This is a genomic window from Enterobacter sp. 198 (genome assembly GCF_009025585.1).
Lineage (GTDB): Bacteria > Pseudomonadota > Gammaproteobacteria > Enterobacterales > Enterobacteriaceae > Enterobacter > Enterobacter ludwigii.
Genome location: NZ_WCIM01000014.1, coordinates 13404 through 36438 on the forward strand (window position 1 = coordinate 13404; position 23035 = coordinate 36438).

A 23035-nucleotide genomic window follows, 5' to 3' on the forward strand; every position below is an offset into this window, starting at 1 on the left:
GTCTGGCTTGCTGGAAGGGTCTCACTATTCGGGGGAATATGGGAGGTTGTTGTTGTCCAGCCAATGCGTCAAAAAATGAGACACTGCTTCATTACCGCAGTGCCCGATAACCGGTAGATGGGGAAGCTCTGCCTTCAACTGCGGCATCGCATTTCCCATGATCAGACCGCGACCAACGCTGCCCAGCATTTCGCGGTCGTTCATGGCGTCGCCAAACGCCATACATTCCTGCATCGTTAAGCCCAGGTGATCGCTCAGTACCGCCAGCGCCGATCCTTTATTACACCCAACCGGCAAAACCTCGAGACAGTCCACCGCTGAAAAGGTCAGGTGCGCCTGGTCGCCTAACGCGTCATTCAGCTGAATGCGTAAGCGACAAAGATCGTCATGATCGCCGCAGAAACAGATCTTCGTCACTGCGTGAGCCGGAATACGGCGCAGATCGATAAGCTGATAGCGGAAACCACTGTAGACATGGGCGTGCAGCAATGCCGGAATGTCATGCCCGGTAAACCAGCCGTTATCGTTAAAGACATGAACGCTGGCCCGGGTGTCCCAGGTGCTGTGCAATACGATATCTGCCACTTCCGGGTTGAGATCCTGACGGTGGAGAACATCGCCTTCGACAGAGTGAATGCGCGTCCCATTGCCGGTAATAAGAAAAGCATCCAGGGAAAATGCCCCCAGCAAATGGCGCATCTCCAGCACATGACGGCCAGTGGCAAACGTCAGGGTGACATCACGTTCGTGCAGGCGCTTCAGGGTACTCAGGGTTTTCTCACCCAGACGGTGATCCGGCATTAACAACGTACCGTCCATATCAAACGCAGCGAGACGAGCCATGATTACTCCTGAAATGTGATGCGGTTAACTTGTGCATCAGTATTGCGTGAGATATACGGAAGTAATAGTGAATAGATGATAATTATTGTTCAGGGTTTCTCATGCGCCAGCTTAACCGACTCAACCAGTACCACCGTTTGTGGCAGCCTTCCGCTGGCGCGACGCAGCAGGCCACCATCAGCGAGCTGGCCGCCCGCTGTTTTTGCAGCGAACGGCATGTCCGTACATTACTGCGTCAGGCGCAGGAGGCGGGCTGGCTTAGCTGGCGAGCGCAGTCTGGCCGCGGTAAGCGTGGGGAGCTGACTTTCCACGTCACCCCGGAGTCACTGCGCAATGCGATGATGGAAGAGGCGCTGAAGCGTGGGCAGCAGCATAACGCGCTTGAGCTGGCCCAGCTGGCACCGGAGGAGCTGCGGTCACTGCTTCATCCGTTTTTAGGCGGCCAGTGGCAAAACGATACGCCGACGCTGCGCATTCCCTATTACCGCTCGCTGGATCCACTGCATCCCGGCTTTTTGCCCGGTCGGGCGGAACAGCATCTGGCAGGACAGGTCTTTTCCGGGCTGACGCGTTTTCACGGTAACAGCAGCGAACCGACGGGCGATCTTGCCCATCACTGGGACGTGTCGAAGGACGGGCTGCGCTGGCATTTTTATATTCGCTCCACGCTTCACTGGCATAACGGTGATAAAGTCGAAACGGTCCAGTTACAGGAGAGTCTGAATGCGATGTTGACGCTCCCGGCCATGCACAGGCTTTTTCAGAGCGTGCTGCGCATTGAAGTTACCCATCCGCAGTGTCTGACGTTTATTTTACACAAGCCCGACTACTGGCTGGCGCATCGGCTGGCAACCTATTGCAGCCGTGTGGCGCACCCGGCACAACCGATGACAGGCAGCGGACCTTTCAGGCTCACCGCGTATAAGCCGGACCTGGTTCGTCTGGAAAGCCATGAGCAGTATCACCTTAGCCACCCGCTACTGAAGGCCATCGAGTTCTGGATCACCCCTCAGCTATTTGATCAGGGGCTTGGAACCAGCTGCCGGCATCCGGTACAAATCGCCATCGGAGAGCCTGACGAACTGACCCGTTTGCGGCTGGTGAGTAACAGCATCAGCCTGGGATTTTGCTACCTCACGCTGAAGCGCAGCCCGCGTCTTAGCGAAATGCAGGCAAGACGCCTTATCAACATCATTCACCTCTCAACGCTTCTGCATACTCTTCCTCTGGATGAGGGGCTTATCACCCCAACGCAGGAGTTGCTGCCGGGCTGGCGTATTCCTGAGTGGCCGGATCTCACGGATGTCCCTTTGCCTGAGACGCTGACCCTGATTTACCATCTGCCCGTCGAGTTACATACCATGGCGAGTCAGCTAAAAGCGTATCTTTCCCGCCAGGGCTGCGCGTTAACGGTCATCTTTCACGATGCCAAAACGTGGGACGGATGTCAGCATCTTGCCGACGCGGACCTCATGATGGGAGACAGGCTGATTGGCGAAGCACCGGAATACACCCTTGAGCAGTGGCTTCGCTGCGATGCGCTATGGCCGCACTTGCTGAGCGCGCCGCAATATGCCCATCTGCAGGCGACACTGGATGCCGTTCAGACTCAGGCTGACGAGCATGCCCGGCATCGCGGGCTGAAAGCTATTTTCACCCAACTCATGGAGAGCGCGGTGCTGACACCGTTGTTTAACTACCAGTACCAAATCAGCGCGCCCCCGGGAGTCAACGGCATACGGCTTAACACCCGCGGCTGGTTCGATTTCACCGAAGCCTGGCTCCCGGCCCCCAAATCGTGAAGAAGCTGGTCGTCGCCGTAGTCAGACGGTAACATGATGTTTTTACCGTAACTGTCGAGATGATTTATGAAACGTGCCGTCGTCGTGTTCAGCGGAGGACAAGATTCCACTACCTGCCTGGTTCAGGCGCTTCATCAGTACGATGAAGTTCACTGTGTCACTTTCGATTATGGTCAGCGACATCGCGCTGAAATCGACGTCGCCCGTGAACTGGCGCTGAAACTGGGCGCGCGCGCGCATAAGGTGCTGGACGTTACGCTGTTAAATGAACTGGCCGTCAGTAGCCTCACCCGCGACAGTATTCCCGTTCCTGACTATGAACCTGATGCCAGCGGCATTCCGAACACCTTTGTGCCAGGCCGCAACATTCTCTTCCTGACGCTGACGGCGATCTACGCCTACCAGGTGAAAGCCGAAGCGGTGATCACGGGCGTGTGTGAAACCGACTTCTCCGGGTACCCTGACTGCCGTGACGAGTTCGTGAAGGCTCTCAACCACGCCGTGAATCTGGGGATGGCAAAAGAGACGCGCTTTGAAACGCCACTGATGTGGCTTGATAAAGCGGAAACCTGGGCACTGGCAGACTACTGGTGCAAACTGGACATGGTTCGCAGCGAAACCCTTACCTGCTACAACGGCATTAAAGGTGATGGCTGTGGCCAGTGTGCGGCCTGTAATCTGCGCGCAAACGGACTGAATCACTATCTGGCCGACAAAGCGGGCGTGATGTTGGCGATGAAGAAAAAAACCGGGCTCAAATAAGCCTCTTTGACCGTGCTGGCGAACAGAATATCGACAGCACGGGTCATGAACACAACGCGTCTAGACGATCATCAACTGCAGTTTTTCCCGCAACTCCCCTTCCAGCGGCAACGCTTTCTGGGTTTTCAGATCAATACAGACAAAGGTGATCAGCGCATCGGCAACGGCCTGGCCTTCAGGATCCAGCGTCACCGCCTGGGTTAACACGCCGCTCTTGCCGTTTAACTGTTGAAGCTGGCTGGTGATGGTCAACACATCACCCAGCACGGCCGGACGACGGTAGTTAATATTGATGTTGACGACCACGAACGCGATGTTGTGCGCGGTCATCCACTGAAAGCTTTCGCTGCTTTCCAGACCGTCCCAGCGCGCTTCTTCAAGAAACTCAAGATAACGGGCGTTGTTGACGTGCTGGTAAACATCGATGTGGTAGCCGCGTACTTTGATTTTTGTCTGCATAGCGCAATAGCCTTTACTGTTGTTATAGGATAAGAGGTCATGACTGGTATGACCTCTTTATCCTGGCAAAATTTTGCCGCCGTGCAAGTAATTATGTGATTACAACGTCAGGTGTGAGAGGTTGCGCTCAACCAGCGCTCCGCCCATACCGGGTACTTGCTTAAGATCGTCAACCGTTTTGAAAGGACCGTACTCTTCGCGATAGCTGACTATCGCCTGCGCTTTTTTTAGCCCTACGCCATTCATTACCCGGGCGAGATCCTCTGCCGATGCCGAATTGATACTGACTCGCGTACCCTCATCATCCGCGCTTTTTCCGGCATCCGTGGCTTTCGTCTGGCCAGCCGCGGGTGCCGCTGCGTCAGGCCTGCTTTGCACCGCCGGTGTTTTCGCCGCAGGTGTCGTCGCCAGCGCACCTGCGCTCATCCCGGTGGTGGCAATCGCCAGAGTAATGAACAGAGCCTTGATTCCACATTTCATGCTGTTATCTCCTTGTTTGTTGACAGCCAGGCCACAATATCCAGCGTTATAACCCGGCACAAACGGCAGATTGCAGAAATGGAAAAGGCCGCGAAAGCGGCCTTTAGTTATTGCAGAGCGTTACGAAAATATGCGAGCAAATACGTAATTATTGCTGCTGAGTCATCACGTCACCGAGCTTGATTTTGGCTTCTGTGCGCAGGTTGCTCATCATCGCTTCGAAAGCGATCTGGGCATTGTTCTGGGTAATACCCTGCACCATCGCTTTCTTCTGCTCTTCAGGCATCGTGCCTGCTTTCACGTCGTCCAGTGCGAGCAGAACGACGTTACCCTGCATATCGGTAGTGGTACCGAAGCTTGGTTTGTCCTTCGCAGGCAGGCTCAGACCGAACGCTGCCTGACTGACAGGATCCTGACCGGTACGGCTCAGCGTTTTTGGCTCACCGAAGCTCAGACCTGCCGCTTTCAGCGCATCCTGTTTACCCGCTTTCAGGTCAACCAGAATCTTCTCAGCATCCAGTTTTGCCTGCTGTTCCGCTTTGTTGTGCTTAACCTGAGCAACCACCTGATCTTTCACTTCTGCCAGCGGTTTAATCGCTTCTGGTTTGTGCTCGCTGACGCGAAGAACAAACGCACGATCGCCGTCGACGGTAATGATGTCAGAGTTGCTGCCCGGCGTGCCGTTCTCGCCAACCAGACCACCGTTGAAGATGGCATCAGCAACCGGTTTGAAATTCAGCTCTTCCGGGAGGTTGTTACGACCGAACCAGCCGGTCTCAACCGCTTTCACCCCTGCAGCCTGCTCAGCACCCGCCAGAGATTCGTTGTCGTTGCTGGCAGCATCACTGACTTTCTGTTGCAGCGCGTAGTAAGCATCCAGCGCTTTTTCCTGCTTCACTTTCGCTGCGATATCATCGCGAACGTCAGCCAGCGGCTTGGTTTTCGCGGCCTCGATATCATCCAGACGCGCCACCAGGAAACCAACGGAAGATTTAATGACACCCGAAAGCTGGCCTTTGTCTTTCAGACCGGCATTTTTCAGTTCGTCAGGCGTGGTGCTCTCTTCCAGCCAGCCCATATCACCACCGTTTTTAGCAGAGATAATATCGGTGGATTTTGCTTTCGCGAGGGAGGCGAAATCAGCGCCCTTATTCAGCTCATCCAGCACGGCTTTGGCATCTGCCTCAGTTTTGGTCTGGATCACGCTGTAGCGGTTACGCTGCGGCTGAGTGAACTGATCCTGATGCTGATCGTAATAAGACTGAATTTCCGCATCAGAGGCTGTTTCCTGCAGCGCGGCAGCATCCAGCTTGATGTAGCTCACACGGAACTGTTCTGGAGCAACGAAGTTACTCTTGTTCTGCTCGTAGTAGGCGTTAATGTCCGCGTCGCTAACCTGCTGCTTCGCCGCCAGAGCATTCACATCGATGGTCGCTTCACGTACCACGCGCTGCTGTGCAACCAGGGCTGCCAGCTCTTCCGTCTCACCTTTGAGCATGAAATCAGTGCCAACAACGGCATTGATGAGCTGTTGGGTTGTCAGTTGATTACGCAGAGCCTGAGCGTATTGATCGGCAGTCATGCCCATCTGATTAATGATGGCATTGTAACGCGCATTGTCGAATTTGCCGTTAGACTGGAATGCCTGAGTCGATAAGATGGCTTTTTTAACCTGCTCATCGCTGATGCCCAGGCCCAGTTTTTTCGCGTATTGATCCAGCAGCGCTTCGTCGATCAGACGGTTCAGGGTCTGTTGGCGCAGGGATTTCATATACCCTTCGTTTGCCGCGAGTTCAGAGAATTGGTCGCCCAGCTGTTGCTGCATACGGTTACGTTCACCGGCAAAAGCATTCTCGAACTGACCGCGGCTGATCTCCTGGCCATTCACTTTTGCGGCATAGTTCGCGCCACCGCCGATAAGGTAACTGCTCACGCCGGTCAATATGAACGACACGATAATGATACCGAAAATAATCTTGAGCACGAGACTGTTAGCAGCCGTGCGTAAGCTGTCCATCATGGTGTAACAACACTCCGCTGTAGGTGACTGGTTACCTGACGCTAACGGAAAATCCTGCCCGTCGCGCGTAAAGGCGTATTGTGACAAGAAAACGGTGCGATTGTCAGCCCACAACTCGCATAAACTCGCACAAATCAGGCCTGGACAAACAAAAAAGGCACATCAAATGATGCGCCCTTGTACTATTCGGCTTCCCTGAGATGGGAAAGCAATCAGTTTACTGCGTCTTTCAGCGCTTTACCTGCACGGAAACCCGGCACTTTAGCGGCAGCAATGGTGATCTCTTTACCGGTCTGAGGGTTGCGGCCAGTACGGGCAGCACGCTCTTTAACAGCAAAAGTACCGAAGCCTACCAGTGCAACGTCGTCCCCAGCCTGCAGAGATTCAGTAACAGAAGCAATTAATGCATCTAACGCACGTCCAGCTGCAGCTTTAGAAATATCAGCACCAGCAGCAATTTTGTCAATCAGTTGAGATTTATTCACTGTTCTCTTCCTCTCTTTATAATTTATATCGCGCCTGAATCCTTCACAACGCGACCGCGCAGCAGTTATATCAGGCCTGCCATGACCTTACAACACCCGTTGTTGATGGCTGGCCTAATCAGCAATCTAAATTAGCTATACAAAAAAAGGCTGGCAAGTGCGAAATGACTTACCAGCCTTACTTTTATTGACGCTCTTTGCGCGAGGTCACTATTTTGCGGTTACAACCTGCATTCCGGAAGGTTCATTCTGCAGGGCGAGAGTCAGAACTTCCTCAATTCGCTTCACAGGATGAATCTGCAGATCGGCAATCACGTTGTCCGGAATCTCTTCCAGGTCGCGTTTATTTTCGTAAGGGATCAATACGGTTTTGATCCCACCACGGTGTGCCGCCAGCAGTTTTTCTTTTAACCCACCGATTGGCAACACCTGGCCACGCAATGTGATCTCACCGGTCATTGCCACATCGGCACGCACCGGGTTGCCGGTAAGGCAGGAAACCAGTGCGGTACACATGGCGATACCTGCGCTTGGGCCATCTTTCGGCGTTGCCCCTTCAGGCACGTGCACGTGGATATCGCGTTTCTCGTAGAAATCAGGGTTGATGCCCAATTTCTCTGCACGCGCGCGTACCACGGTCAGCGCGGCCTGAATCGACTCCTGCATCACTTCACCCAGAGAGCCGGTGTAGGTCAGCTTGCCTTTACCCGGGACGCAGGCGGTTTCAATGGTCAGCAGATCGCCACCCACTTCCGTCCATGCCAGACCGGTAACCTGGCCCACGCGGTTTTCATTGTCCGCGCGACCATAGTCAAAGCGCTGAACGCCCAGATAGGCATGCAGGTTGTCGCCATTGATCACGATGTGTTTCAGGCTCTTATCCAGCAGCAGCTGTTTAACCGCCTTACGGCACAGTTTAGAGATTTCGCGCTCAAGGCTACGCACGCCCGCTTCACGGGTGTAGTAGCGGATGATGCCAATAATCGCGCTGTCCTCAACGGTCAGCTCGTTGGCTTTCAGCGCGTTACGCTCAATCTGCTTCGGCAGCAGGTGCCGTTTCGCAATGTTCAGTTTTTCGTCTTCGGTATAACCGGAGAGACGAATCACTTCCATACGGTCCAGCAGCGGCGCCGGAATGTTCATGGAGTTCGAGGTCGCGACAAACATGACATCGCTCAGGTCGTAATCCACTTCGAGGTAGTGATCGCTGAACGCCACGTTCTGTTCTGGATCAAGAACTTCCAGCAAAGCAGACGCCGGATCGCCACGCATGTCCGAAGACATTTTGTCGATCTCATCGAGCAGGAACAGCGGGTTTTTAACGCCCACTTTCGCCATCTTCTGGATCAGTTTACCCGGCATAGAACCGATGTAGGTACGACGGTGACCGCGGATCTCCGCTTCATCGCGTACGCCACCCAGCGCCATACGGATATACTTACGTCCGGTCGCTTTGGCGATGGACTGACCCAGAGAGGTTTTCCCTACCCCCGGTGGTCCCACCAGGCACAGAATCGGGCCTTTGATTTTGTTCACACGGCTCTGGACTGCGAGGTACTCAAGAATGCGGTCTTTCACGCGCTCAAGGCCGTAGTGGTCGGTATCCAGGATCTCCTGCGCCTGACGCAGGTCTTTTTTGACCTTGCTGCGGGCATTCCAGGGAACCTGAACCATCCATTCGATATAGCCACGCACGACGGTCGCTTCAGCCGACATTGGAGACATCATTTTCAGCTTCTGCAGTTCTGCTTCGGCTTTCTCTTTGGCCTCTTTCGGCATTTTCGCCGCGTCGATCTTACGCTTCAGCGCTTCGTTTTCGTCCGGCGCGTCATCCATCTCGCCGAGCTCTTTCTGAATGGCTTTCATTTGCTCATTCAGATAGTACTCACGCTGAGATTTCTCCATCTGCTTTTTAACGCGGTTACGAATACGCTTCTCAACCTGCAGCAGATCGATCTCAGACTCCATCATCGCCATCAGATATTCCAGACGTTCGTTAACGTCGGACATCTCCAGCACGGACTGTTTGTCAGCCAGCTTCAGCGGCATGTGTGCAGCGATGGTGTCCGCCAGACGCGCAGGATCGTCGATGCTGTTCAGCGACGTCAGCACTTCTGGTGGGATTTTCTTGTTCAGCTTGATATAGCCTTCGAACTGGCTAATCGCGGTGCGCACCAGCACTTCCTGCTCGCGCTCATCCAGCTGAGGTGATTCGAGGTACTCTGCCTTGGCAGAGAAATGCTCGCCATCGTCAGACAGGGTGGTAATACGCGCACGCTGCAAGCCTTCTACCAGCACCTTAACGGTGCCGTCAGGCAGCTTCAGCATCTGCAAAATAGAGGCCACGGTCCCGACGGTGAAAAGATCGTTTACACCCGGCTCATCCGTTGATGCTTCTTTCTGCGCCACCAGCATGATTTTTTTATCATGATCCATGGCGGCTTCGAGGCAACGGATAGATTTTTCCCGCCCTACAAATAAGGGTATGACCATGTGCGGATAAACCACCACATCGCGCAACGGCAATACGGGGATTTCAATGCGTTCAGAACGCTCAGGATTCATAGAGCTCTCTCTTAGTTTAGTGTCCGCCAGGTAAACTGGTCATGTCACTGTGCTTCACATAACCATTAACATGTATCCAGTATATGGGGATGTTTCCCACACATTCAACGCCGCGTATACGGAAAAATAAAAGGGGAGATAAAATCCCCCCTTTTTGATTAACTGCTTGTATGATTTGGTGAATTATTCGCCAGATGCCTGTTGCGCTTCCGGCTTGCCATAAATCAGCAATGGCTTGGTCTGGCCGCTAATGACCGACTCATCAATCACCACTTTCTCAACATCTTCCATCGACGGCAGATCGTACATGGTGTCAAGCAGCGCCGCTTCCACGATAGAACGCAGGCCACGCGCACCGGTTTTACGGATCATCGCTTTCTTGGCAATCGCGTCCAGCGCTTCGTCACGGAATTCCAGCTCAACGCCTTCCAGATTGAACAGCGCCTGATACTGCTTGGTCAGCGCATTTTTCGGCTCTTTCAGGATCTGGATCAGCGCGTCTTCACTCAGTTCGTTCAGCGTTGCCACAACAGGCAGACGGCCAATGAACTCAGGAATCAGACCAAACTTGATCAAGTCTTCTGGCTCAACCTGTGACAGCAGCTCGCCTTCGTTCGGCTTTTCGGACGAGGCTTTCACCGTCGCGCCAAAACCAATGCCGGAGCCGGTTTCAACACGGTGAGAGATCACTTTATCCAGACCGGCAAACGCACCACCACAGATGAACAGGATCTTGGACGTATCAACCTGCAGGAACTCCTGCTGAGGATGTTTACGGCCACCCTGCGGTGGAACGGCTGCAACCGTACCTTCGATCAGCTTCAGCAGCGCCTGCTGCACGCCCTCACCCGATACGTCACGGGTAATGGACGGGTTGTCAGATTTACGGGAGATCTTGTCGATCTCATCGATGTAAACAATCCCGCGCTGCGCTTTCTGTACATCGTAATCGCATTTCTGCAGCAGTTTCTGGATGATGTTTTCTACGTCCTCACCCACATAACCGGCTTCGGTCAGGGTGGTGGCATCGGCCATTGTGAACGGAACATCCAGCAGACGCGCCAGCGTTTCAGCCAGCAGCGTTTTACCGGAGCCGGTTGGGCCGATCAGCAGAATATTACTTTTACCCAGTTCTACGCCATTGCTGGTATCACCGTTACGCAGGCGTTTGTAGTGGTTGTATACCGCCACGGCGAGCACTTTTTTCGCCTGCTCCTGACCGATGACATAGTCGTCAAGATGATGACGAATTTCATGCGGCGTTGGCAGCGCGCTGCGCTCGCGGTGAGGTGCTACTTCTTTAATCTCTTCGCGAATAATGTCATTACATAAGTCAACACATTCGTCGCAGATATACACGGACGGCCCGGCAATCAGTTTACGCACTTCATGCTGGCTTTTGCCGCAAAAAGAGCAGTACAGCAGTTTGCCCGAACCATCTTTGCGTTTATCTGTCATGAGTCCAAACCTCTTTTTAAGTTCTTTGTGCCGCACATGACGACGCAAATGCCATTTTCAGACGCAAGCTGCTTTTAGCAACATGCCGCCCTACCTGAGTATAGCGGCACACTCGCGTCACGGGCATCAATTACGATGGGTCAAAACGGAGTCGACTAAGCCGTACTCAACAGCCTCAGAGGCAGAGAGGAAACGATCGCGCTCGGTATCGCGCTCGATCTGCTCAAGAGATTGACCCGTATGCTGCGCCATAAGTTCATTCATGCGCGCTTTTACTTTCAGAATTTCGCGGGCGTGGATTTCAATATCCGTCGCCTGCCCCTGATAACCCCCCAGCGGCTGGTGAATCATCACGCGGGAATTTGGCAGGCAGAAACGCTTACCTTTAGCCCCTGCGGTTAACAGGAACGCACCCATAGATGCAGCCTGACCCATACAGATAGTGCTGACATCTGGCTTGATGAATTGCATGGTGTCATAAATGGACATACCTGCCGTGATCACGCCGCCCGGGGAGTTAATGTACAGGTAAATGTCTTTTTCCGGGTTTTCCGCTTCCAGAAACAGCATCTGCGCCACGATCAGGTTAGCCATGTGGTCTTCCACCTGGCCGGTCAAAAAGATAACGCGCTCCTTGAGCAGACGGGAATAGATATCAAAAGAACGCTCACCACGTGAGGTCTGTTCAATAACCATTGGCACCAGAGCCATATGGGGTGCAAAGTTATCTCGTTCGCCACTGTATGACATTTCCGTCTCCTGGATCAAAATTGAAAACACCTGCTGTACTGATTGTAACCTTACGGACGGATTATCAGCCAGTCTCAATCATCGTGATTACACACTTATGGGGTTCATACTGCCCTATTTCAAGCATAACAACCTTTTGTTGTTACGCTAACACTGAAAGGGCGTTTTAGCACTCTTCCTGGGGTAAAGCCGTGATAAAAAAAACCCGTCGCCGGAAGGCAACGGGTTTTTTGTTCAAACTTTAAACCCTGGGGGCGAAATTACGCCTGCTGGTTCATCAGTTCGTTGAAAGAGGTCGCTTTTTCGGTCACTTTCGCTTTCGCCAGTACCGCTTCAACAGCCTGCTCTTCCAGTGCAACATTGCGCATGTTGTCCATCAGCTCTTTGTTCTTACCGTAGAACTCGATCACTTCTGATGGATCTTCGTATGCAGAAGCCATCTCTTCGATCAGGCCTTTCACACGCTCTTCGTCAGCTTTCAGCTCGTGGGTACGAATCACTTCGCCCAGCAGCAGGCCAACAACAACGCGGCGTTTAGCTTGCTCTTCGAACAGCTCGCGTGGCAGTTCCATCGCTTGCTGCTGGTTGCCACCGAAACGCTGTGCAGCCTGACGGCGCAGAACGTCGATTTCGCTGTCAATCAGGGCAGCCGGAACGTCGATTTCGTTCGCTTTTACCAGACCGTCAATCGCCTGAGATTTCACACGGTTACGTACAGCGCCGTTCAGCTCACGTTCCATGTTTTTACGCACTTCGGTACGCAGACCGGCTACAGAACCATCTTCCACGCCGAAACGCTTGATGAATTCTTCAGTCAGTTCAGGCAGTTCGCGCTCTTCAACTTTCTTCAGGTTGATAACGAACTTCGCTGCTTTACCTTTCAGGTTTTCAGCGTGGTACTCTTCCGGGAAGGTCACGTCGATGGTGAACTCTTCGCCCGCTTTGTGACCTTTGATACCGTCTTCGAAGCCTGGGATCATACGACCCTGGCCCATTGCCAGTACGAAGTCAGACGCTTTACCGCCTTCGAACTCTTCGCCGTCTACAGAACCGGTGAAGTCGATGGTCACACGGTCTTCCGCGTCAACAGCACCTTCTTTCTCTTTCCAGTTCGCCTGCTGCTTACGCAGAGTGTCCAGCATGCCGTCAACGTCTTCGTCAGTCACGGAAACAACAGGTTTTTCAACTTCGATAGATTCCAGACCTTTCAGCTCAACTTCCGGGTACACTTCGAACTCTACGGAGTAGGTGAAGTCTTCGCCCTGTTTGTATTCGCCTGGAACGTAATTCGGCGCACCGGCCGGATTAATTTTTTCTTTGATGATCGCATCAATAAAGTTGCGGCTCATCAGTTCACCCAGCACATCCTGACGCACGGAAGCGCCATAACGCTGAGCAACAACATTCATCGGTACTTTGCCCTTACGGAAGCCGTCAATACGTACTTTTTTTGCTACGTTGACCAGCTCGCTTTTCACAGCAGTTTCGATGCTGTCAGCAGCGATAGTAATCGTTACACGGCGGCCAAGGCCTTGAGTGGTTTCAACTGAAACTTGCATCTTGTTACCTCAAAAAAATCACAGTGCTCGGTCAACTCTGAATCTGTCAGTTATACCGGGATGCTCTCTTAGTGCAGATTCACATTCCCTGTCGCCAGAATCATCCCGAAGACATTCATTAAGACGCGGCATTATAGCGGCATCACTTAGGTGAGTCGAGAACGGTTGGGGCATGTTGCTGCGGCTTTTTTCACACTTTAAGGCTATTTTTAGCCTTAAAAACGCACCATCCGCTCAAAACTCAGACAAAACAAAACGGCCCGAAGGCCGTTTTGAGGAAATCTGTATGCAACATACTGGAAAAGCTCCAGCCGTTGCAAATCCGATTTATCAGGCGATGGTGCCTGCGCCGCGACACGGCGGCGATGCAAATACCGTATCCTGCAAGCCTTCCCATTCCTTAATGGTATAAGTGTGCAATGCCAGCGCATGTACGGTTGTGGAGAGTTCTTCCGTCAAGGTGCTGTAGATCAAGCGATGTCGGTTCAGGAAACGTTCTCCCGTGAAGCGATCGCTGACCAGAACCACTTTAAAGTGGCTTTCAGAACCTGCCGGCACGTTATGACGATAGCTTTCGTCGACGACTTCGAGGAACACAGGGTTGAACGCTGCCCTTAATTTATCTTCTATCTGTTCACGTATCATCATGAAATCACTCCTCCGACAACGCCAGGATGTCACCCATCCCTTTAAATATTAGCCGCTTTTACCGTTTCCATTACAACAAGACAACAAATATTTAGCTTTCGTCTTATTTTCTCATTCAGACGAATGAAGTTCACTGTGAGACTCATACCTTTTGACCTTCGCGCGTGGAGAAAAAGGCGGGGCTGGTCAGTTTTCGGACAAGGCGATGAATTTACATGCGTTGACCACTTCCCCTGGCCGTTAGCGATGTTATGATGGCGGCAATTTTTCTCTGTAATGCTTACGATTCGTTGAGAACCTGAAAATGTTAAAAAAACTCTTCTTTCCGTTGGTAGCACTTTTTATGCTGGCAGGCTGCGCTACCCCGCCTACAACCATTGATGTCTCCCCTAAGATTACCCTGCCTCAGCAGGATCCTAGCCTGATGGGCGTAACCGTGAGCATTAACGGTGCCGATCAGCGTCAGGATCAAGCCCTGGCTAAAGTGACCCGCGACAACCAGCAGGTGACGTTGACCGCCTCACGAGACCTGCGCTTCCTGCTGCAGGAAGTGCTCGAGAAACAGATGACTTCCCGCGGCTATATGATTGGCCCAAGCGGTGCGGTTGATCTGCAGATCATCGTGAACAACCTGTACGCTGACGTGTCCCAGGGTAATGTTCGCTACAACATCTCCACCAAAGCGGATATCGCCATCATCGCGACCGCGAAGAACGGTAACAAGATGACCAAAAACTACCGTGCGAGCTACTCTGTTGAAGGCGCGTTCCAGGCGTCCAACAAAAATATTGCTAACGCGGTTAACAGCGTGCTGACTGACACCATTTCCGATATGGCGCAGGACACCAGCATCCACGACTTCATCAAGCAAAACGCGCGTTAATCCCGCTTCCTGACCCGGTGTTTCACCGGGTCAGCTTTATATGAACATGTCGAGTCATTACTTACGCATTTTCCAGCAACCTAAATCAGCCATCCTGCTGATCCTTGGTTTCGCCTCCGGTTTACCTCTCGCCCTCACCTCCGGCACGCTGCAGGCCTGGATGACCGTCGAGAATATCGATCTCAAAACCATTGGTTTCTTCTCCCTCGTCGGCCAGGCTTACGTCTTTAAGTTCCTGTGGTCGCCGGTGATGGACCGTTATACCCCGCCGTTCCTGGGCCGTCGTCGCGGCTGGTTAGTGATGACCCAGGTCCTGTTGCTGATCGCAATCGCGGCGATGGGCTTTCTTGAACCCACGACGCAGCTTCGCTGGATGGCCGCCCTTGCGGTGGTAATCGCCTTCTGTTCTGCCTCGCAGGATATCGTTTTTGATGCCTGGAAGACGGACGTGTTGCCTGCAGAAGAGCGGGGAGCCGGCGCAGCCATTAGCGTGCTGGGCTATCGTCTGGGGATGCTGGTATCCGGAGGTCTGGCGCTGTGGGTGGCCGACCGTTATCTCGGCTGGCAGGGCATGTACTGGCTGATGGCCGCCCTGTTGATCCCCTGTATTATTGCCACCCTGCTCGCCCCCGAACCGAGCGATGTGATCCCGGTTCCACGTTCTCTGGAGCAGGCCGTTGCCGAACCTCTTCGCGACTTCTTTGGCCGCAACAACGCATGGCTTATCCTGCTGTTAATCGTCCTTTATAAGCTCGGCGATGCCTTCGCGATGAGCCTGACCACCACCTTCCTTATTCGCGGGGTCGGGTTTGATGCCGGCGAAGTCGGCGTAGTGAACAAAACGCTCGGGTTGTTTGCGACTATTGTCGGGGCCCTGTACGGCGGCGTATTAATGCAGCGTCTGACGCTCTTTCGCGCACTGCTGATCTTCGGCATCCTGCAGGGGGCATCGAACGCCGGTTACTGGCTGCTGTCGGTGACGGATAAGCATATGATCAGCATGGGCGCCGCGGTGTTTTTTGAAAACCTGTGCGGCGGTATGGGGACAGCGGCGTTTGTTGCCCTGCTGATGACCCTGTGCAACAAATCGTTTTCCGCGACGCAGTTCGCTCTGCTCTCGGCGCTTTCCGCCGTTGGTCGCGTGTATGTCGGGCCGATTGCCGGCTGGTTTGTTGAAGCCCATGGCTGGCCAACGTTCTACCTCTTCTCCGTGGTAGCGGCAGTGCCCGGGCTCTTATTGTTACTGGTCTGTCGCCAGACGCTGGAATATACCCAGCGAACAGAACACTTTATGCCACGCACGGAATATCATCGCGCTTACCGTTTTGCGTTACGACTGTTAATGGCGGGTTGCTTTGCCCTGGTGCTGTGGCTCGTGGTGCTCATTATTAATGCCACCACCTCTCTGGTACTGCCTCTCGAAGCGCTTCTGCTGGATGCCGGCGCGCTGCTGGCGGTTGCCGGGATCCTGACTGGCGGGCTGCTCGATTTCATGGCGCTGCGTAAAACGCAGTTAACCTGAAGTAAAATCCGAAAGGTTATTTCCCGTTGTAATCACGAACCGAAATTATAACGGTGAAATAGCCGCCAGCCGCTAAAAAAAATATTTGTTGTTTTGTGCGGGATAGGATTCGGAAATTATTGGAGTCAATTGCAGAACGCTATTTTTCATTAAACGATTCAGCATCAGAGAGTTTGATTTTTCGTTTTTTAGTTGTCTTTTTATTGATAATTAATTGTTAATTTTTTGTTTATTTTTCACAATGGTTATACCAATTGCCCCTTTTAGGGTATGCTTGGGGGTCCTTTCGTTATAAAGCCCATGCCATGCGGCTTACGTCTTAAAAAGCGACATAATTTGCAACACTTGTGACATGTGCGGCAGAACCCGGTAACACCTTCCTGACACAGGTCTAATGATGTTTACAGTAATGTAACCTTCCCGTAAAATGCCCCCACACTTTAAACGCCACCAGACTCCCGTGGAATTGAGGTCGTTAAATGAGACTCAGGAAATACAATAAAAGTTTGGGATGGTTGTCATTATTCGCAGGCACTGTATTACTCAGTGGCTGCGATTCTGCACTACTTGACCCCAAAGGACAGATTGGACTGGAACAACGTTCACTGATATTGACGGCTTTTGGCCTGATGTTGATTGTGGTTATTCCAGCCATTTTGATGGCTGTTGGTTTCGCCTGGAAGTATCGTGCGAGCAATAAAGATGCGAAGTATAGCCCTAACTGGTCACACTCCAATAAAGTGGAAGCTGTGGTCTGGACGGTACCTATCCTGATCATCCTGTTCCTTGCCGTACTGACATGGAAAACCACTCACGCACTTGAGCCAAGCAAGCCGCTGGTTCACGATGAAAAACCGATTACCATTGAAGTGGTCTCCATGGACTGGAAATGGTTCTTCATCTATCCGGAACAGGGCATTGCCACCGTGAATGAAATCGCCTTCCCGGCGAACACTCCGGTTCAGTTCAAAGTGACCTCCAACTCCGTAATGAACTCCTTCTTCATCCCACGTCTGGGTAGCCAGATTTACGCGATGGCCGGTATGCAGACTAACCTGCACCTGATCGCGAATGAAGCAGGCACCTACGATGGTATCTCCGCCAGCTATAGCGGCCCGGGCTTCTCAGGTATGAAGTTCAAAGCTATCGCGACGCCAGACCGTGCCGCTTTCGACCAGTGGGTTGAAAAAGCGAAGCAGTCTCCAAACACCATGTCTGACATGGCGGCGTTCGAAAAAGTGGCAGCACCTAGCGAATATAACAAGGTGGAGTACTTCTCTAACGTGAAACCAGATTTGTTCAAAGACGTTATTGGCAAATTTATGGATCACGGCAAGAGCATGGACATGACCCAGCCTGAAGGTGAGCATAGCGCACACGAAGGTATGGAAGGCATGGACATGAGCCACGCGGAAACCGCTCACTAAGGGGCCGAGGAAGAAAATGTTCGGAAAATTGACACTGGATGCAGTGCCCTACCATGAACCCATTATCGTGGTTACGGTTGCTGCAATTATCATCGGTGGCGCAGCCTTACTGGCCTTGATCACTTACTTCGGTAAGTGGAGCTACCTGTGGAACGAGTGGCTGACTTCGGTTGACCACAAAAAACTGGGTATCATGTACTGCATCGTCGGTATCGTCATGTTAATTCGTGGCTTTGCGGATGCGATCATGATGCGTAGCCAGCAGGCACTCGCGTCTGCGGGTGAAGCCGGCTTCCTGCCGCCGCATCACTACGACCAGATCTTTACCGCCCACGGCGTTATCATGATCTTCTTCGTGGCGATGCCGCTGGTTATCGGTCTGATGAACGTTGTCGTTCCGCTGCAAATCGGCGCGCGCGACGTAGCGTTCCCGTTCCTGAACAACCTGAGCTTCTGGTTCACGGTTGTCGGCGTTATCCTGGTTAACCTGTCACTGGGTGTGGGCGAATTTGCTCAGACCGGCTGGCTGGCTTACCCGCCGCTTTCGGGAATTGAGTACAGTCCGGGCGTTGGCGTCGATTACTGGATTTGGGCACTTCAGCTCTCCGGTGTCGGTACAACCCTGACCGGTATCAACTTCTTCGTGACCATTATCAAGATGCGTGCCCCTGGCATGACCATGTTCAAGATGCCGGTATTTACCTGGGCATCTCTGTGCGCCAACATCCTGATTATTGCATCATTCCCAATTCTGACCGTCACCATCGCGCTGCTGACCCTGGACCGCTACCTGGGCACCCATTTCTTTACCAACGATATGGGTGGCAACATGATGATGTACATCAACCTGATTTGGGCCTGGGGTCACCCGGAAGTGTACATCCTGGTTCTGCCGGTCTTCGGTGTGTTCTCCGAAATCGCAGCAACCTTCTCGCGTAAACGTCTGTTTGGTTACACCTCTCTGGTGTGGGCAACCGTGTGTATTACCGTTCTGTCGTTCATCGTTTGGCTGCACCACTTCTTCACCATGGGTGCTGGCGCGAACGTAAACGCCTTCTTCGGTATTACAACCATGATTATCGCAATCCCTACCGGGGTTAAGATCTTCAACTGGCTGTTCACCATGTACCAGGGCCGTATCGTGTTCCACTCAGCAATGCTGTGGACTATCGGCTTCATCGTCACCTTCTCCGTGGGTGGGATGACCGGTGTACTGCTGGCGGTACCGGGTGCTGACTTCGTTCTGCACAACAGTCTGTTCCTGATTGCGCACTTCCATAACGTTATCATCGGTGGTGTGGTCTTCGGCTGCTTCGCTGGCGTAACCTACTGGTGGCCAAAAGCGTTCGGTTTCACCCTGAACGAAAAATGGGGTAAACGCGCATTCTGGTTCTGGATCATCGGCTTCTTCGTTGCATTTATGCCGCTGTACGTGCTGGGCTTCATGGGTATGACCCGTCGTCTGAGCCAGCAGATTGATCCACAGTTCCACCCAATGCTGATGGTTGCAGCGGGCGGTGCCGTGCTGATTGCTTGTGGTATCGCGTCTCAGCTGATTCAGTTCTACGTTTCTATTCGCGACCGCGATCAGAACCGTGACCTGACCGGTGACCCATGGGGTGGCCGTACGCTGGAGTGGGCAACCTCTTCTCCACCACCGTTCTATAACTTCGCCATTGTGCCGCAGGTCCATGAACGCGACGCATTCTGGGAAATGAAAGAAAAAGGTGAAGCGTACAAGCAACCTGCTCATTACGAAGAGATCCACATGCCGAAAAACAGCGGTGCGGGCATTGTTATTGCCGCCTTCGCAACGGTATTTGGCTTCGCAATGATCTGGCACATCTGGTGGATGGCGATTGTTGGCTTCGCCGGCATCGTAATCAGCTGGATTGTGAAGAGCTTTGACGAGGACGTAGACTACTACGTACCAGTCCGTGAAGTCGAAAAACTGGAAAACCAGCATTTCGATGAGATTTCTAAAGCGGGGCTGAAAAATGGCAACTGATACTTTGGCGCACTCTACTGCCCACGCGCATGAACATGCGCACCACGATACAGGACCGACGAAAGTCTTCGGTTTCTGGATCTACCTGATGAGCGACTGCATTCTGTTCTGCTGTCTGTTCGCAACGTATGCCGTTCTGGTGAACGGCACTGCGGGCGGCCCGGCTGGCAAGGACATCTTTGAACTGCCGTTCGTTCTGGTAGAAACCGCGCTGCTGCTGTTCAGCTCCATCACCTACGGCATGGCGGCTATCGCCATGTACAAAAACAACAAGAGCCAGGTTGTCTCCTGGCTGGCGTTGACCTGGCTGTTTGGTGCTGGCTTTATCGGGATGGAAATCTATGAATTCCATCACCTGATTATGGAAGGCTTCGGGCCGGATCGTAGTGGCTTCCTGTCTGCGTTCTTCGCACTGGTAGGGACCCACGGTCTGCACGTAACGTCTGGTCTGATCTGGATGGCAGTACTGATGTTCCAGATCTCCCGTCGTGGCCTGACCAGCACTAACCGCACGCGTATCCTGTGCCTGAGCCTGTTCTGGCACTTCCTGGACGTTGTGTGGATCTGTGTGTTCTCTGTTGTATATCTGATGGGGGCGATGTAATGAGTCATTCAAACGATCATGGCGCTTCCCACGGTAGCGTAAAAACCTATATGACAGGTTTCATCCTGTCGATCATTCTGACGGTGATCCCGTTCTGGATGGTGATGAGCGGTTCTGCGTCTAAGCCGGTTATTCTGGGTGCAATCCTGGTAACCGCGGTGATTCAGATTCTGGTGCATCTGGTTTGCTTCCTGCACATGAACACCAAGTCCGATGAAGGCTGGAACATGACGGCTTTCATCTTTACCGTGATTATCATCGCTATCCTGGTAGTCGGTTCCATCTGGATTATGTGGAACCTTAACTACAACATGATGGTTCACTAAGAGCGGCGAGTATGTTTAAGCAATACCTGCAAGTCACGAAACCAGGCATCATCTTTGGCAACCTGATCTCCGTAATTGGGGGGTTCCTGCTGGCCTCTAAAGGCAGTATCGATTACACCCTCTTTATCGCTACGCTGGTCGGTGTGTCGCTGGTTGTTGCATCCGGTTGTGTATTTAACAACTACATCGACATGGATATCGACAAGAAGATGGAAAGGACTAAAAATCGGGTGCTGGTTAAAGGCCTGATCGCCCCTTCCGTCTCGCTGGTGTACGCCACCTTGCTGGGTATTGCTGGCTTTATGCTGCTGTGGTTTGGCGCTAACCCTCTGGCCTGTTGGCTGGGGGTGATGGGGTTCGTCGTCTATGTGGGCGTTTACAGCCTGTATATGAAACGCCACTCCGTCTACGGAACGCTGATTGGTTCTCTCTCCGGCGCTGCGCCGCCGGTGATTGGCTACTGCGCCGTCACGAACGAGTTCGACAGCGGTGCGCTGATTCTGCTGGCTATCTTTAGCCTGTGGCAGATGCCGCACTCCTATGCCATCGCGATATTCCGCTTTAAGGATTATCAGGCAGCGAACATCCCGGTTCTGCCGGTCGTGAAGGGCATTTCCGTGGCTAAAAACCACATCACGCTGTACATCATCGCCTTTGCCGTGGCAACGCTGATGCTCTCTCTGGGCGGTTACGCCGGGTACAAATACCTGGCGGTAGCGGCTGCGGTGAGCGTCTGGTGGCTCGGCATGGCCCTGCGCGGCTACAAAGTGGAAGATGACAAGGTCTGGGCACGTAAGCTGTTCGTGTTCTCCATTGTCGCTATCACTTCGCTGTCGGTGATGATGTCCGTGGATTTCATGGTGCCTGATTCACACAACCTGCTGACTTACGTCTGGTAAGTCACACCAGGTGAATAAAAGGGTGCTTCGGCACCCTTTTTTATTCATCGAATCCATTAATAACGCATGTAATATTTGTTAAATAACCCTTTATTTACCCCGCCCCTTCCCCGCACTACACTATGGCCTGCTTTTGAATTGAGGTGGTAATGAACGATTATAAAATGACGCCAGGCGAATTGCGCGCGACCTGGGGTTTAGGGACTGTTTTCTCGCTACGGATGCTTGGCATGTTTATGGTCCTGCCTGTTCTGACCACGTACGGCATGGCGCTACAGGGTGCCAGCGAAGCGCTGATTGGCCTGGCTATTGGCATCTACGGTCTGGCTCAGGCGGTATTTCAGATCCCGTTTGGTCTGCTCTCGGATCGGGTAGGTCGCAAACCGCTGATTGTCGGCGGCCTGCTTATTTTTGTGCTCGGCAGCGTGATAGCCGCCCTCTCCCACTCCATCTGGGGAATTATTCTTGGTCGCGCCCTGCAGGGCTCTGGTGCGATTGCCGCCGCCGTGATGGCGCTGCTGTCAGACTTAACGCGTGAGCAGAATCGCACCAAAGCGATGGCGTTTATCGGCGTGAGCTTTGGCGTCACTTTCGCGATTGCGATGGTGCTCGGGCCTATCATCACCCATAAACTCGGTCTGCATGCCCTGTTCTGGATGATTGCCGTGCTGGCGACCGTCGGTATTGCGCTGACCCTTTGGGTAGTGCCGGACAGCAAAAACCACGTCCTTAACCGTGAATCCGGGATGGTGAAAGGCTGCTTCAGCAAAGTGCTGGTGGAACCGCGCCTGCTTAAACTTAACTTCGGCATCATGTGTCTGCACATCCTGCTGATGTCGACCTTTGTCGCCCTGCCCGGTCAGCTTGCCGCCGCGGGCTTCCCTGCCGCGGAGCACTGGAAAATCTATCTGGTGACCATGCTGATTTCGTTCGTCTCGGTCGTGCCGTTCATCATCTACGCCGAAGTGAAACGCAAGATGAAGCGCGTATTCATTGGCTGCGTGGCGGTGCTGCTGATTGCCGAGATTGTGCTCTGGGGATCCGGCCCGCACTTCTGGGAACTGGTGGCCGGCGTGCAGCTCTTCTTCCTGGCCTTTAACCTGATGGAGGCCCTGCTGCCATCGCTGATTAGCAAGGAGTCCCCGGCCGGCTATAAAGGCACAGCAATGGGGATCTACTCCACCAGCCAGTTTATCGGCGTGGCTATCGGGGGCTCGCTCGGCGGCTGGGTGGACGGCCTGTTTGATTCGCAAACCGTGTTCCTCGCGGGCGCACTGCTGGCGATGGTCTGGCTGCTGGTCGCCAGCAGCATGAAAGAGCCGCGCTACGTCAGCAGTCTGCGGGTCGAAATTCCTGAGGATGTTGAGATTACCGACGCGCTAAAACAGCGTCTTGAAGCAACAGAGGGGGTAAGTGAAGTGCTTATTGCCCCACAAGAGCGCAGCGCTTACGTCAAAATAGACAGTAAAGTGACTAACCGCTTCGAAATCGAGCAGGCTCTCAAAGCCTGAAAAAATGCCCGGTAAAACCGGGCA

General features: G+C 53.1%; 20 protein-coding genes. 10 read left to right on the forward strand and 10 right to left on the reverse strand.

Features of this window, described 5'->3' with window-relative positions:
- Positions 1 to 24: 24 nt before the first annotated feature.
- Positions 25 to 843, reverse strand: a complete 819-nt coding sequence (cof, locus tag F8561_RS06155; protein ID WP_063925414.1) for an HMP-PP phosphatase — start codon at positions 841 to 843, stop codon at positions 25 to 27.
- A 101-nt stretch (positions 844 to 944) separates the two neighbouring features.
- On the opposite strand from cof, the gene F8561_RS06160 reads away from it, so the two are divergent.
- Both F8561_RS06160 and queC read left to right on the forward strand, forming a co-directional pair.
- Positions 945 to 2645 carry an SgrR family transcriptional regulator gene (locus F8561_RS06160; RefSeq protein ID WP_151887240.1) on the forward strand — a complete coding sequence of 567 codons (1701 nt, stop codon included), beginning with the start codon at positions 945 to 947 and terminating at the stop codon, positions 2643 to 2645.
- Positions 2646 to 2711: 66 nt separating this feature from the next.
- Positions 2712 to 3407 carry a 7-cyano-7-deazaguanine synthase QueC gene (gene queC, locus F8561_RS06165; protein WP_151887241.1) on the forward strand — a complete coding sequence of 232 codons (696 nt, stop codon included), beginning with the start codon at positions 2712 to 2714 and terminating at the stop codon, positions 3405 to 3407.
- 60 nt (positions 3408 to 3467) lie between these two features.
- Here queC and F8561_RS06170 read toward each other — a convergent pair whose 3' ends face one another.
- The 9 genes from F8561_RS06170 to bolA all read right to left on the reverse strand — a co-directional run bounded on the left by F8561_RS06170 (position 3468) and on the right by bolA (position 13831).
- A complete protein-coding gene (locus tag F8561_RS06170; RefSeq protein WP_014168875.1) occupies positions 3468 to 3866 on the reverse strand; it encodes a YbgC/FadM family acyl-CoA thioesterase in 399 nt (132 codons plus the stop codon).
- 99 nt (positions 3867 to 3965) lie between these two features.
- Complete coding sequence (locus F8561_RS06175; RefSeq protein ID WP_151887242.1) at positions 3966 to 4346, reverse strand: helix-hairpin-helix domain-containing protein; 381 nt, start codon at positions 4344 to 4346, stop codon at positions 3966 to 3968.
- 148 nt (positions 4347 to 4494) lie between these two features.
- On the reverse strand, positions 4495 to 6366 hold the full coding sequence (gene ppiD / locus F8561_RS06180) for a peptidylprolyl isomerase (protein WP_151887243.1): 1872 nt from the start codon (positions 6364 to 6366) through the stop codon (positions 4495 to 4497).
- A 212-nt stretch (positions 6367 to 6578) separates the two neighbouring features.
- Complete coding sequence (hupB, locus tag F8561_RS06185) at positions 6579 to 6851, reverse strand: nucleoid-associated protein HU-beta (protein WP_002444653.1); 273 nt, start codon at positions 6849 to 6851, stop codon at positions 6579 to 6581.
- Between the two features lie 210 nt (positions 6852 to 7061).
- Positions 7062 to 9416 carry an endopeptidase La gene (gene lon, locus F8561_RS06190; protein ID WP_014168872.1) on the reverse strand — a complete coding sequence of 785 codons (2355 nt, stop codon included), beginning with the start codon at positions 9414 to 9416 and terminating at the stop codon, positions 7062 to 7064.
- A gap of 183 nt (positions 9417 to 9599) precedes the next feature.
- Complete coding sequence (gene clpX / locus F8561_RS06195) at positions 9600 to 10874, reverse strand: ATP-dependent protease ATP-binding subunit ClpX (protein WP_020885209.1); 1275 nt, start codon at positions 10872 to 10874, stop codon at positions 9600 to 9602.
- 126 nt (positions 10875 to 11000) lie between these two features.
- Positions 11001 to 11624 carry an ATP-dependent Clp endopeptidase proteolytic subunit ClpP gene (clpP, locus tag F8561_RS06200; protein WP_020885210.1) on the reverse strand — a complete coding sequence of 208 codons (624 nt, stop codon included), beginning with the start codon at positions 11622 to 11624 and terminating at the stop codon, positions 11001 to 11003.
- Between the two features lie 260 nt (positions 11625 to 11884).
- Positions 11885 to 13183, reverse strand: a complete 1299-nt coding sequence (tig, locus tag F8561_RS06205) for a trigger factor (protein WP_014168868.1) — start codon at positions 13181 to 13183, stop codon at positions 11885 to 11887.
- Positions 13184 to 13513: 330 nt separating this feature from the next.
- Complete coding sequence (gene bolA, locus F8561_RS06215) at positions 13514 to 13831, reverse strand: transcriptional regulator BolA (protein WP_013095855.1); 318 nt, start codon at positions 13829 to 13831, stop codon at positions 13514 to 13516.
- 304 nt (positions 13832 to 14135) lie between these two features.
- Between bolA and F8561_RS06220 the strand changes: the two genes are divergently transcribed.
- The 8 genes from F8561_RS06220 to F8561_RS06255 all read left to right on the forward strand — a co-directional run bounded on the left by F8561_RS06220 (position 14136) and on the right by F8561_RS06255 (position 23011).
- Positions 14136 to 14714: a lipoprotein gene (locus F8561_RS06220; protein WP_014168866.1), complete on the forward strand. Its 579-nt coding sequence runs from the start codon at positions 14136 to 14138 to the stop codon at positions 14712 to 14714.
- 46 nt (positions 14715 to 14760) lie between these two features.
- On the forward strand, positions 14761 to 16236 hold the full coding sequence (gene ampG / locus F8561_RS06225) for a muropeptide MFS transporter AmpG (RefSeq protein WP_025204965.1): 1476 nt from the start codon (positions 14761 to 14763) through the stop codon (positions 16234 to 16236).
- 479 nt (positions 16237 to 16715) lie between these two features.
- Entirely contained in the window at positions 16716 to 17663 is a 948-nt protein-coding gene (gene cyoA, locus F8561_RS06230; RefSeq protein ID WP_008503322.1) for a cytochrome o ubiquinol oxidase subunit II, read from the forward strand.
- A gap of 16 nt (positions 17664 to 17679) precedes the next feature.
- Positions 17680 to 19671, forward strand: a complete 1992-nt coding sequence (gene cyoB, locus F8561_RS06235) for a cytochrome o ubiquinol oxidase subunit I (protein WP_014168864.1) — start codon at positions 17680 to 17682, stop codon at positions 19669 to 19671.
- Positions 19661 to 20275, forward strand: coding sequence for a cytochrome o ubiquinol oxidase subunit III (locus tag F8561_RS06240; RefSeq protein WP_014168863.1), 615 nt, complete (start codon positions 19661 to 19663; stop codon positions 20273 to 20275). Before cyoB ends, F8561_RS06240 begins: the two co-directional genes overlap by 11 nt.
- Positions 20275 to 20601, forward strand: coding sequence for a cytochrome o ubiquinol oxidase subunit IV (locus tag F8561_RS06245; RefSeq protein ID WP_006176899.1), 327 nt, complete (start codon positions 20275 to 20277; stop codon positions 20599 to 20601). Before F8561_RS06240 ends, F8561_RS06245 begins: the two co-directional genes overlap by 1 nt.
- Positions 20602 to 20612: 11 nt before the next feature.
- Positions 20613 to 21500, forward strand: a complete 888-nt coding sequence (gene cyoE, locus F8561_RS06250; protein ID WP_014168862.1) for a heme o synthase — start codon at positions 20613 to 20615, stop codon at positions 21498 to 21500.
- 149 nt (positions 21501 to 21649) lie between these two features.
- Positions 21650 to 23011, forward strand: a complete 1362-nt coding sequence (locus F8561_RS06255; RefSeq protein ID WP_032681561.1) for an MFS transporter — start codon at positions 21650 to 21652, stop codon at positions 23009 to 23011.
- Positions 23012 to 23035 lie beyond the last annotated feature (24 nt).

Bases quoted from the DNA above. Each gene is read 5' to 3' on its own strand.
- cof (WP_063925414.1), bottom strand. From the start codon at position 843: ATGGCTCGTCTCGCTGCGTTTGATATGGACGGTACGTTGTTAATGCCG.
- F8561_RS06160 (WP_151887240.1), top strand. From the start codon at position 945: ATGCGCCAGCTTAACCGACTCAACCAGTACCACCGTTTGTGGCAGCCT.
- queC (WP_151887241.1), top strand. From the start codon at position 2,712: ATGAAACGTGCCGTCGTCGTGTTCAGCGGAGGACAAGATTCCACTACC.
- F8561_RS06170 (WP_014168875.1), bottom strand. From the start codon at position 3,866: ATGCAGACAAAAATCAAAGTACGCGGCTACCACATCGATGTTTACCAG.
- F8561_RS06175 (WP_151887242.1), bottom strand. From the start codon at position 4,346: ATGAAATGTGGAATCAAGGCTCTGTTCATTACTCTGGCGATTGCCACC.
- ppiD (WP_151887243.1), bottom strand. From the start codon at position 6,366: ATGATGGACAGCTTACGCACGGCTGCTAACAGTCTCGTGCTCAAGATT.
- lon (WP_014168872.1), bottom strand. From the start codon at position 9,416: ATGAATCCTGAGCGTTCTGAACGCATTGAAATCCCCGTATTGCCGTTG.
- clpX (WP_020885209.1), bottom strand. From the start codon at position 10,874: ATGACAGATAAACGCAAAGATGGTTCGGGCAAACTGCTGTACTGCTCT.
- clpP (WP_020885210.1), bottom strand. From the start codon at position 11,624: ATGTCATACAGTGGCGAACGAGATAACTTTGCACCCCATATGGCTCTG.
- tig (WP_014168868.1), bottom strand. From the start codon at position 13,183: ATGCAAGTTTCAGTTGAAACCACTCAAGGCCTTGGCCGCCGTGTAACG.
- bolA (WP_013095855.1), bottom strand. From the start codon at position 13,831: ATGATGATACGTGAACAGATAGAAGATAAATTAAGGGCAGCGTTCAAC.
- F8561_RS06220 (WP_014168866.1), top strand. From the start codon at position 14,136: ATGTTAAAAAAACTCTTCTTTCCGTTGGTAGCACTTTTTATGCTGGCA.
- ampG (WP_025204965.1), top strand. From the start codon at position 14,761: ATGTCGAGTCATTACTTACGCATTTTCCAGCAACCTAAATCAGCCATC.
- cyoA (WP_008503322.1), top strand. From the start codon at position 16,716: ATGAGACTCAGGAAATACAATAAAAGTTTGGGATGGTTGTCATTATTC.
- cyoB (WP_014168864.1), top strand. From the start codon at position 17,680: ATGTTCGGAAAATTGACACTGGATGCAGTGCCCTACCATGAACCCATT.
- F8561_RS06240 (WP_014168863.1), top strand. From the start codon at position 19,661: ATGGCAACTGATACTTTGGCGCACTCTACTGCCCACGCGCATGAACAT.
- F8561_RS06245 (WP_006176899.1), top strand. From the start codon at position 20,275: ATGAGTCATTCAAACGATCATGGCGCTTCCCACGGTAGCGTAAAAACC.
- cyoE (WP_014168862.1), top strand. From the start codon at position 20,613: ATGTTTAAGCAATACCTGCAAGTCACGAAACCAGGCATCATCTTTGGC.
- F8561_RS06255 (WP_032681561.1), top strand. From the start codon at position 21,650: ATGAACGATTATAAAATGACGCCAGGCGAATTGCGCGCGACCTGGGGT.